This is a genomic window from Bacteroides sp. CAG:189 (assembly GCF_000432295.1).
In the GTDB taxonomy this organism is placed as follows: Bacteria; Bacteroidota; Bacteroidia; order Bacteroidales; family Bacteroidaceae; genus Bacteroides; species Bacteroides salyersiae.
Map to the genome: position 1 here is coordinate 1 of NZ_HF991114.1, position 10,603 is coordinate 10,603.

A 10,603-nucleotide genomic window follows, 5' to 3' on the forward strand; every position below is an offset into this window, starting at 1 on the left:
GCCCGTGCCGAACAAGGTAAGCAAGGGGCAGACAGTGGAAATCCGCTGTGAACTGAAAAAGACGGGCGACTTCGCCAACACCCTCTATACCATCCGGTATTTCCAGTTTGAGGGGGATGGTACGCTGAAAATGGACAACGGCATCACGTTCCTGCCCAATGACCGCTACCTGCTCGAAAACGAGAAGTTTCGGCTGTACTACACGGCGCAAGGTGACGAGGCGCACAACTTCATCGTGGTAGTGGAGGACAATTTCGGCAACTCCTATGAGTTGGAATTTGACTTCAACAACCGAAACGTGAAGGATGACGGGGTTATCACTGTTGTCCCCATCGGGAACTTCAAGCCCCTTACACGATGATGCGTGTATTCATGGCTATCCTCTGTTCGCTTCTGGCGGTCTGTTCCGTGTCCGCACGGAACAGACGCCATGAGGGAACGGACGGGCAGGCGGCTATCTACCGGCTGCCACCATTTGAGAGGGCGGTGCGATGCACGAAGTATTTTGAGGGCTGGCATTCGGAAAAACATCACCCGTATGTAGGATATGGACATCGTTATCCTAACTCTGATATTATCCTAACTTTACATTGTAAATGATTGCAATATAGCATATAAATAATTTCATAGTTGTGATATTTTTCTATACCTTTTACTGTAGTTGAGCATTTACGCTCAACTACAGTAATTATGGATATAAGAAAATTAAGAAGTTGCTTTTGAAATCCTCCGAAAGATTATGAACGCAGTACTATTCACTAAAATGTGTCCTTAAAATGTAACGATATACGCATTTTGAATAAAGACACAGCAGAAAACAAGGAACATAAAGTGATATTTGTATAAATGATTCGCCAGAATGGAAAATAACAAGTATATTTGTAAAGGACGAAGAAATATTCCAATATTGTTTTATAAAGTTATATCATTTCGGTAAATATATGGAACTAACATTTCAAGACGGCAAAGAAAATCAGCCCATAATTGAGTCAGAAAACATAGAGAATTCTGTGTTTAAGAATCAGTATACACTTGCAGAAAAAATTTTGAAAGCCCTATTAAACGATGAAGAAATAAGGGGATACAACAATATAATTAGTTTTTGCGGTGACCGTGGAACCGGCAAGACTTCGTGTATGATGAGCTTCAAATCACAATGCGAAAAAAACTTCGACAAATGTTTTTTCTTAAAAGAAATTGATCCGTCGTTTTTCGATGAAACGCATAATATCATTGAACTTGTCGTCGGTCGTTTATATTCTGTTCTAACAGCGACAGAGAAAGATGGATATGATGAAGCCAAACGCGACGAACTTGTCTGCCAGTTCAACAAGGTAATGATTTACATGAAATACCTTGCAAAACCAGAAGATAAAGAACGATATTATGATGGTCTTCAAGAGTTGGAAGCTTTGTCCGTGGGATTGTCTCTTCAAGAGAGTATACAGAAACTTTTCTGTATTTTTTTAGAGTATGTCAACAAAGATTATCTCGTTATAGTCATTGATGACTTGGATTTGAATATTCAGGGTGCTTACATAATGTCTGAACACATCCGCAAATATTTGACCAACAAGAAGTGCATCATTATGTTGAGTGTGAAAGTAGAACAGTTAACAGATGCAGTTCAACACAATCTCGAAAACAGCCAAAATGTTGATAGTGCAGAAGGACACGAGATGGCAGTCAAATACGTTACAAAACTGATTCCTGTCAGCAGTCGTGTAAATATGCCATTGTTGGAGGACTATTGTGACAACAAACTAAAATATGTTTATACTGACGCTAACGGTCATGCTTGTACAGATGAGTTTCATTCTGTCAAAGAGGCTGTTACTCATTCAATATTTTGGAAAACAGGTTATCTATTTTATAATAGTCGGGGACGAAATTCGCTGATTATCCCCTCTTCGCTTCGTTCTTTGCGTCAACTATTGCACATGCTGTACAGAATGCCCTTTCGCGACAAAAATAGACCAACAGAGCACAAGCAAAACCAGAAGCAGTTCAAGCAGTACTTTTTCAATACGTGGACTCAACAATTGTCTGTAGAATACAGGCTTATAGCGTATAGACTTCTAAGTATAGAATCTGACATAGCGTTCAACAAAGCAGTAGTTGCAAATTTAATGACGCTTGATATACTCAAAAACAGTACTCGGTTCAAATCGATTGCTGATCCATCTAATTATGCCTATAACGTTTCATTAGGTGATGTTTTGCGCATATTGGAGTATTTAGATCAGGATGAGAGTGATATGCAGCTGCAACTTTTTGTATTCTTTGTGCGTTCACTGTATTCTATAAAGTTGTACGAATACTATGACTTTGTAACTGAGGACATCACTGCTAATCATTATCCCAAACCGGAGAACATTGACCAGACTGGTGAAATATACTCCTCGGATGCGATGTTTGAACAAGCAAATAAACTACAGAAGCTCGTCAATGGTCAATACTTTTCTTTTGTGGCAGACGAAGTGCTACCTCCCCAAAATATTCAAGGTGCTGAGAACCAGAGCAGAGACAATAAACTGATAAATGGAGACATTCTGATAGCGAAGATAAAAGAACTTGGTCGTGGAAAAAATGAGATAGACGATAGTTATAAAGAAAAATTTCGTATGGCTGAATTTTTCATGCTGACAACATCCAGATTAGCCAATATTAAACGGAAAACCGACTCATGGGAATTGAAACGAAATTCATTTGAACCGTCTTATCTGGTGCCATTTCATTCAAATGTCAAGAATCTAGTATTCGACGTATTGTCACCATTTTACAATGTGTTGAACCTGAAGAATACATATAATCGTTTTAATACGTACTTCCGACAAAATCCTGAGGATTCCACCATTTATGAATTTGCAGTACAAAATAACTGGTCTTTACTGTCAAAGATGATTGATAGTAATGACCGAGACTATGAAGTTAATCTGCACGGTTTTCTTTCCGATGGAGTATTACGCAATGCCGAGGTTCTGAATGCGTTGTCTGAGCGTATACGAGCCAGTCGCTTCGGCAGCTATTCCAGCAAAAACAGTGTGTGTATCAAAGAATTTTATAGCAAGATAAGACAATCTGGAATGCGCACATACCCCCGAACGAAAAAAGACATACCGTATCAGATTCAATTCATGTTTTTGGATGCCATTTGCAATTTTCTGGAAACTTGCGACCAAGACGCTTTCGAAACAATTTATAGTCGTCAGGAAGAAGCTGAAAACGCTATTGCAGCACTCTTTACAGCCAAGACCTATGCACCAGGTACAATTCTTAATAAATTAAAGAAACAACTTCCTGAAATCTTCAATAAGATTACTCGTCAAGAATGGAAACAGAAATTTCCTGACAATGAAAGAATTTCTCGTGAACGTATAATTGAAACAATAGAGGAGATTCAAAGACAATAAGTTATGGAACTACTCGCTTCCGCCATTCGCACACTATTTTACGACTTTAATGTGAGTAGTTTGTACACTGACATTAAAAATCACACCAATTCCTTTATTAAAGGTGATTTTGTTGAGCAGGCATCATGGCAGGCAAGGGCTTTTACAAAGAGTGAACTACGGTGTTTGCAAGAATATGTCAAGCAGAAATGCCACTGTGGGAAAGCCCCGAAATGGCATCAAATGTTGAATGTTTTACCTGAATTTACTGTAAAGTGTCTGATAAATAATAATGGTACGCCTACTGTAACATTCGGTAAACTTCAAGAATGGCGTGAACTTTCTCTCTTGTTAGGAGAAGATTTACTGACAACGGTATTTTTGGCGTTTCATCAGCACAAACCTGTCTCATTCGACTGGCCAAACATTATCCATCATGACAATGAAGGCATCAATAATGTATTAAAGAACGGACTATGCGATACACATGCTCATTTGAAGGCATCGGCGGATGTCTTTGAATTGACATGGTTAGATTTTATGAACAGGTTGATAAATAGGGATGATGACTATCAAAAGGTTCTATATATGGCTGATTCACAAATACAATACCGCAGAGACCAACAGAACTTTGAATTTCGCAAGATGGTACAGATGGCAGCCATTCTCAGACTGCATATATTTGAGATTTTGAATGGAAAAAAAACAGCAGTGCCAAATACAGGACTTCTAAAAATGTTGGACGATGATGTATGCCGAACCAAGCATTTAGTTGAGTTTGAAAGTCGGATTAGGAGTTATCAGACTGCTGATAACAAAATATTTAACATCACTCATGAATATGCTATTCAGAAGAAGCCCTCTTCCGAAATATATGCGATACACAGCGGTGAACGAGAGTTGCTGTATCAGTTCTTTTCCCGTTATTTCAAGAGAAACCCAGACACTCAGATAATCAACTTGGCAGATTTGTTCTTCCTATACATATCGCTAAAAATCAGAGTGCGCAAAGAGTTCGTTCAAACCAATCCTCTGTTCGGATTTGACAATTTCAAAATGTATGAGCATAGAAAAACCAAGTTCTGCTCAGACGATTTCAAAAAAATCTTTCCATTGTATGCGATTCAATCCTCTATACGGCCAAATACGACTGATAAGATGGAGGCTCGTGTTACACCAATTGAAATTCCAAAGCAAGAAATAAGGATATGTATTGATGGTAATAACAATAACATTCGTGGTGACATAACAGACGAAAATCTAACATATATCATCCATTTCATCAAACAGAGTGAATATGCAGTACATAAGAAACATTATGGCATCAGATATGATTATGGCGAAAAATACAGAAAAGAGATAGACGGCATACTTTCTGATACCATAAAACGTTATGCTGCCAAGCAACATTATGACGATAGACCATATCCCCCACCCATATATAAAATTGTCGGTATTGACGCTGCAGGAGCAGAAATAGATTGCTCTCCAGCTGTGTTCGGGCAGACATACCGTTATGCTCGTTTAAGGGGCCTAACAAACCTGACTTATCATGTTGGAGAAGACTTTTATGATCTTTGCGATGGTTTGAAGGCAATAGATGATGCCATCCGTTTTTTGAATTTAGATACAGGAAGCCGCTTGGGACATGTCATAGCATTAGGAATTTCCACTAAACAGTACTATGAACGTAGAGAGTACCAAACCATTATGTCACGTCAGAGACTATTGGATACATTAGTCTGGATACATCAAACCATATCGTTAAACAGATTGTTAATGTCCGTGAAATTTTCAACGGAATTGGAAGATAAAGCTAAGGACCTCTATTATGAAGTTGGTTATCGCATTCTTCCTTTCGACATTGAAACATATTATATGTCAATGATGCTTCGAAGCGATAGTCTTGATAAGACAGACAAGATTTCATGTTGGGGACGCGCATCTGTATGTCAGGATTCACTTTGCACAAAAGCGAGAGACAACAAAAACGCACTTGCCCTATGCCATGAATTCCTCACGAGCAAAGACGTTTGGAAGGAAGGCAACGCAATGACTACCTATACATATCTTCCGGAAATAGTTGAAATAGCGTCAGCATTGCAAGCATGCATACAACGTGAAATTCTGAAAAAGAATATAATAATAGAAACTAATCCTTCATCCAATGTCGTAATAGGACCAATAGATAGATATGAAGAACATACTCTCCACCAGTTTGTTAAGAATGGCATTGTTGCAAGTATCAATACTGATGATAAGGGTATTTTCTCTACGTCATTATACAACGAATATTCACTGTATGCAAGTTCGGCAAGTCTTATAGGAGTAAGTGATGCTGATATCATCAACAACATAAAAAGAATACATATAAATGCCGAAAATAGTCGATTTAGGGCACCAAAGCTAACATTGTAGTTGTGATATTTTCCGTAATTTTATGCGACTGAAGCCTTATACTTCAGTCGCATATTTACTAAATCTCATTGTTACATTCAAATTATTTCTTTAGCCCTACATATTCCAAAAGAGATTGTCCTTTTGGAAGTTTCTTCCATTTTTTTTTAAGTTTTAGAGTTGATGAACTTTCCAAAGTGGCCAAAGCCTTATTCTTTTGTTCAACAGAAACAAAGATATACCGCATAGTGGTTCTTATATCCGCGTGTCCCATTAGCCTTTGTATAGCAATAATATTCAGTCCTTGTTCCAGCCAATGACTGGCACGTGCATGTCTAAGACTATGGCAATGAAGATTGCGGGGTACACATTTGTCTATCTCATTTGCTTTAGCCGCATACATCTTCAAACGTTTGTTGATGGCCTCCTGGGATATTTTTTTCTTCTCTCCATTATAAAAGGAATAGAATAAATAACTATGAGAAGCAAAATCATTGTTATGGAATACCTCTATATACCGTAAAAGAATTTTAGTCACATCCTTCAATATGGGAGGCGTCCTGCATTTATACCCTTTGCCTATAATCGTCAAATAATTCGGATTAGGATACTCATGAAGATGTAAATCACATATTTTAACGGATAGAATCTCGTCTATGCGTGCGCCTATGCTATACATAAGATAAAAGATTGCCAAGTCTCTTTTTCCTGTTCGAGTATCTGTTCTAATGGTACTAAAAAGGGATTTGATAGCCTTTTGTGTAATTTCCTCATGAATCACTTTAACCGTACGCATAGGCTTTATTTCTTTTGAAGATATATATACGGCATTAAATCTTATATCTTTTATGCTTAAAAATTTAATGAAGCTTTTTACACCAGACAAACGGTCATTGCATGTTGAATTACTGCACTTTCGGGTTTTCTTTAACCATAGTAACCAGTCATTAAGATTGCTTTGGGAATAAGATTCTGCCGAAAGAGTGTTGGGAGTGACTTTTTTTTCTTCTTGTAAGAACTGCATATATTGCGATAAAGCCGTAAAATAAGAACGTTGTGTATGGCTACTACATCCTCTTGCGATAGGAAGATAACTTGTAAACCATTCATTTACGGCTTGGGATATAACGATTGATTCAGATTTAAGTTTCATCATTGTAAAAATCTTCAAGATTAGGTAAAATGTCATGTAGATAAGAACCAGAAAGTGTCTCCAACATATCAGGAAACATTGGTGCCAATTGATAGTAATAGCAAGTACTTTGCAGAGTTTTATGCCCCATGCTGCGTCCCAGAACGAGAAGTTTATCAAACCATTCTGTGCCATCATAATTCCAACTGTTTATATTTTTGACTGCATAATTGGAACGAAAATCGTATGGACGAGCGTCCGTCTTTGATATTCTTCGCCATATTTCACTGAATGCATATCCTTGCCATTTTATATCATGATACTTGCCATCCGAAGTAGGAAAAAATACTTTTCTCTTCGGTAATAACTGTTCTACAGCATGGTCGTATCGCTTGAGAAGTTCCCAAATTGAAAGGTGTAGGGCTACTCTATGTTGTGCCCATCCTTTGGTATGCTTGATATTAATTATGCCATTTTTAAGATCAACGTCTTCACAGTCAAGTAAACGTGCTTCATTGGTACGCATACCTGTACTAAGCAGTAGTCTGAAGAATACAGGTATTTGCATACTTCTCAGCTTAAAATCGAAATCTGAGATATTAACAGGCTTGCGAAGCAATATGGTCGCATTAAAAAAAAATGGCAAGTTCGTCTTCTGTGAAAATATGGGGTATGCGTGGTTTGTTTCCACCTCTCGGCAAAGAAGGGGGAACGCTCACTTTAGTCCAATGATGCCTGATTGCATACCTCAAAAATTGAGATACGGGAAGCACTCTTGTATTTCTTGATTTACATTTCTCAAAAGGTCTTCTGTCACACCAGGAATTAACGATATCTTCGGTCAGTTCTTTAGCTTCAGGATGAACTCGGGCACAAAAGTTATTGAAACGGATGAGATTCTTATGCGTAGTGTCACATATCCTTGGAGCAAGTGTTTTCAAGTAGAGAATATATTTTTCAAGCATTTCAGAAACAACAGAATTCTGAATGGGCATTTCTGTCATAGGTATTCCCTTTCTTTGTTTCCTTACTTCGGGTAATAACAATGGTAAAGGTATATTCGTATATCGTTGTTTGTTAGAGTATGCAATAAAATTCCGTAATTCCGCAATTCGATGGTTGGCAGAGTTAATGCTTTCGGTTGGATGCTTTATGCACCATTCATCTATCAAGTCCTTTGATAAATAATTGCATCCTCTTTTTGCGCAAAAAGAAATGAATGTCTTTAAGCGGCTAAATCTGTAAGACTTCCCATCGTTTCTTAATCCGTTTCGGTATTTTCGATAAAGGAACTCAAGCTTAATTAAGTCAATCATACGTCAAACACCTCCTCTCCGACAGGATATTTCGAAATGTCAATGCCGCATTCACGTAAATGTACAATATCAGCATCTATGTATGGATTGAGCGACTCCGGAGAAATATGTCCCATTATTTCGCTGATATAACGAGGAGTAACTCCATTTCTTAAAAGTTTGGTGGCCAGATAACGACGAAAAAGCCTGATTCCATTTTGGCATTCTCCTTTTCTAATCCCAAGTTTATTAAAGAAACGTCGGGCAATTTTCCCAATAACACCCGGGCTTATCGGTTTTTCCGGATCATACAGGTGCGTGAATAATCTCTGAATTTTCACTTCTTTCGGCCTTTCCTTTTTTAGGTATTCCATTACTACATTTCCTACAACAGCCCTTAATGGAAGAACTAACTTCTGATGTGTTTTGGACTGTTCAAGAGTGATAAGATCACGCTCGAAATCAATAGTGTCGACTGTCATTTTTGCGATGTCACTACCACGCAGACCTGTATACATGGCAATAGAAATGACAGCTTTATCACGAAGTGTGAGATTGGAATTGTCATTTTCCAATGTAGAAGCTATTATAGCAGTCTCATCATCAGACAAGATTGCAAAATTCTTTCGTATATTTTTCAATGAAGGCATTATATCGCAAAGGTATTCACATTCTTTTTGGCAAAGTAGCCCTTTAGAAGAACGTAGTACTCTTATAATACTTTTTTGGCAAGTATATCCCCGAAGTTGTCTTCCTCTATCATAAAAATAAGAAAGAATTAAAGGCTCTGTTACATCTGCCAAGGTATATGCGCCTTTGCTTTGCATATAAGCGAAAAATGCAGCCGCATAATTAGATTCCACTATTATTGAACTTGATGCTTTCCCTGTTTGCAGTGATACCTCTTTGTAATGCTCTATTATGGTTTTGAATAGACCTTTTAATTGATTCATTGAACTTTTTTGTTGTAGAGTAGGTATAAAGGCAAAGCGATTAGGCAAATGACCATATTCATCAAATGCCTCAATCCTTCGTATAGAGAGCCGATAATACTTCGAGCGTTCATCGCCTTTACTTATACCTTTTCTTTTTAGAAGCTTTTCATAAAAATCGCCATAAGACGCATAGTTACCTTCTTGTTCAAAAAGTTCTTTAAGCCTCACTTGAACTCCACCAATAGAGACCTTTCCATATCCCTGCTGTTTCATATAATCAAGCAAAACGGGATACTCTTGTTTTAATTTTCTTATATCCATAATTACGTTAGTTGAGCGTAAGTGCTCAACTAACGTAAAAGGTATAGAAAAATATCACAACTATGAAATTATTTATATGCTATATTTCAATCATTTGCAATGTAAAGTTAGGATAATATCAAGGTTAGGATAACGGTGCTTATCCAAAATTTTGGATAAACATCGGTTGCAGCCGGGGGAAAGGTATTCGGCACGCACCATGACGAAGCGGCAGGCGGACGCGCTTCTGCGAAAAGACCTGCGGAAATTCTGCGCGATGTTCCGGCAGTTCGGGAAAGATTCGCTCCTGCTTGCCACGCTCGCCTACAATGTCGGTCCATACCGTCTTTTGGGGAGCGGGAAGATACCCAAAAACCTGCGGAAGTTCTGCGCGATGTTCCAGCAGTTCGGGAAGGATTCGCTTCTGCTTGCCACGCTCGCCTACAATGTCGGTCCGTACCGTCTTTTGGGGAGTGGGAAGATACCCAAAAGCACGCTAATCCGAAAGCTGGAGGCGGGTGACAGGAACATCTACCGGGAGTATATCGCTTTCTGTAACTATAAGGGGAAACGCCACGCCATGCTGCTCAAACGAAGGAAGGCTGAGTTTGCGCTGCTGTATGTACCATAAAGAATAAGTGTCTGACGAAAGAAACTCCGATGAAGCCGCCAACTTCATCGGAGTTTCAGTTTTCATACATTCGGGATTGTCCCTTTGCCTGCAACCTCACCGTCCCTGCAATGCTCTATGATACCGGGTGAAAATCCCATGCTGCCGATTGCGATATGCCGGATATAGTCTGTATATTCCTGACCTTGAAAATTCCTGCCCGTAAGGTTCTTGAAAACCATCTTTATGCTTATGCCGTCGTTGCTGTACAAGATGGTTTTTCCGTTCTGTCTGATTGTTTCCATGATTAAAACTTGTTTTTGTGAATACTATCGTAGATTGGTACAAAGGTTTCTTTGCCTACTTTCTTATCCGCCATCATGCTCATGAAAGAAAGTAGGCGGCTTTTGCCGCCCACCCCTCAAAAGCGGGTGTAAAGTCCCGTTACCATCGTGAACATTTCCTCCAGCATATCGCAATATATCCCCTCGTGCGTTTCAATGTCCTTCGTCCTGCTCTCGAATGTCTTTTTGCTGAACGTC

8 protein-coding genes and 3 pseudogenes are annotated in these 10,603 nt (G+C 38.7%); 6 read left to right on the plus strand and 5 right to left on the minus strand.

The features are described from left to right. The 4 genes and pseudogenes from QVP90_RS15960 to QVP90_RS15975 all read left to right on the plus strand — a co-directional run. The coding region (locus tag QVP90_RS15960; RefSeq protein ID WP_288204831.1) for a DUF3872 domain-containing protein at nucleotides 1-361 on the plus strand (361 nt) is incomplete at its 5' end. Next, nucleotides 358-558: pseudogene (locus QVP90_RS15965) on the plus strand (hypothetical protein); the annotation flags it as partial. The gene QVP90_RS15960 and the pseudogene QVP90_RS15965, both read left to right, overlap by 4 nt. Nucleotides 559-941: 383 nt before the next feature. After that, nucleotides 942-3,413: a P-loop NTPase fold protein gene (locus tag QVP90_RS15970; RefSeq protein WP_021936988.1), complete on the plus strand. Its 2,472-nt coding sequence runs from the start codon at nucleotides 942-944 to the stop codon at nucleotides 3,411-3,413. A 3-nt stretch (nucleotides 3,414-3,416) separates the two neighbouring features. After that, a complete protein-coding gene (locus QVP90_RS15975) occupies nucleotides 3,417-5,810 on the plus strand; it encodes a hypothetical protein (protein ID WP_021936989.1) in 2,394 nt (797 codons plus the stop codon). A gap of 82 nt (nucleotides 5,811-5,892) precedes the next feature. Here the strand turns inward: QVP90_RS15975 and QVP90_RS15980 are convergent, their stop codons facing one another. From QVP90_RS15980 to QVP90_RS15995, 4 genes are all read right to left on the minus strand, one after another. Beyond that, nucleotides 5,893-6,945 (minus strand): tyrosine-type recombinase/integrase, encoded by a 1,053-nt coding sequence (locus QVP90_RS15980; RefSeq protein WP_272204026.1) that lies wholly within the window; start codon nucleotides 6,943-6,945, stop codon nucleotides 5,893-5,895. Beyond that, nucleotides 6,932-7,489, minus strand: coding sequence for a tyrosine-type recombinase/integrase (locus QVP90_RS15985; protein ID WP_288204835.1), 558 nt, complete (start codon nucleotides 7,487-7,489; stop codon nucleotides 6,932-6,934). The genes QVP90_RS15980 and QVP90_RS15985 overlap by 14 nt, the downstream gene beginning before the upstream one ends. A gap of 61 nt (nucleotides 7,490-7,550) precedes the next feature. Then, entirely contained in the window at nucleotides 7,551-8,237 is a 687-nt protein-coding gene (locus tag QVP90_RS15990; protein WP_021936991.1) for a hypothetical protein, read from the minus strand. Continuing rightward, a complete protein-coding gene (locus QVP90_RS15995) occupies nucleotides 8,234-9,472 on the minus strand; it encodes a tyrosine-type recombinase/integrase (RefSeq protein ID WP_021936992.1) in 1,239 nt (412 codons plus the stop codon). Before QVP90_RS15995 ends, QVP90_RS15990 begins: the two co-directional genes overlap by 4 nt. Before the next feature lie 160 nt (nucleotides 9,473-9,632). Here QVP90_RS15995 and QVP90_RS19980 point away from each other — a divergent pair. Together QVP90_RS19980 and QVP90_RS16000 are read left to right on the plus strand one after the other, a co-directional pair. After that, nucleotides 9,633-9,737: pseudogene (locus tag QVP90_RS19980) on the plus strand (lysozyme); the annotation flags it as partial. 90 nt (nucleotides 9,738-9,827) lie between these two features. Beyond that, nucleotides 9,828-10,082 (plus strand): annotated as a pseudogene (locus QVP90_RS16000) (glycoside hydrolase family protein); the annotation flags it as partial. 62 nt (nucleotides 10,083-10,144) lie between these two features. Here QVP90_RS16000 and QVP90_RS16005 read toward each other — a convergent pair. After that, nucleotides 10,145-10,366, minus strand: coding sequence for a DUF7688 family protein (locus tag QVP90_RS16005; protein ID WP_004310300.1), 222 nt, complete (start codon nucleotides 10,364-10,366; stop codon nucleotides 10,145-10,147). Nucleotides 10,367-10,603: the final 237 nt, after the last annotated feature.

Bases quoted from the DNA above. Each gene is read 5' to 3' on its own strand.
- QVP90_RS15995 (WP_021936992.1), bottom strand. From the start codon at position 9,472: ATGGATATAAGAAAATTAAAACAAGAGTATCCCGTTTTGCTTGATTAT.
- QVP90_RS15990 (WP_021936991.1), bottom strand. From the start codon at position 8,237: ATGATTGACTTAATTAAGCTTGAGTTCCTTTATCGAAAATACCGAAAC.
- QVP90_RS15970 (WP_021936988.1), top strand. From the start codon at position 942: ATGGAACTAACATTTCAAGACGGCAAAGAAAATCAGCCCATAATTGAG.
- QVP90_RS15980 (WP_272204026.1), bottom strand. From the start codon at position 6,945: ATGATGAAACTTAAATCTGAATCAATCGTTATATCCCAAGCCGTAAAT.
- QVP90_RS15975 (WP_021936989.1), top strand. From the start codon at position 3,417: ATGGAACTACTCGCTTCCGCCATTCGCACACTATTTTACGACTTTAAT.
- QVP90_RS16005 (WP_004310300.1), bottom strand. From the start codon at position 10,366: ATGGAAACAATCAGACAGAACGGAAAAACCATCTTGTACAGCAACGAC.
- QVP90_RS15985 (WP_288204835.1), bottom strand. From the start codon at position 7,489: ATGCAAATACCTGTATTCTTCAGACTACTGCTTAGTACAGGTATGCGT.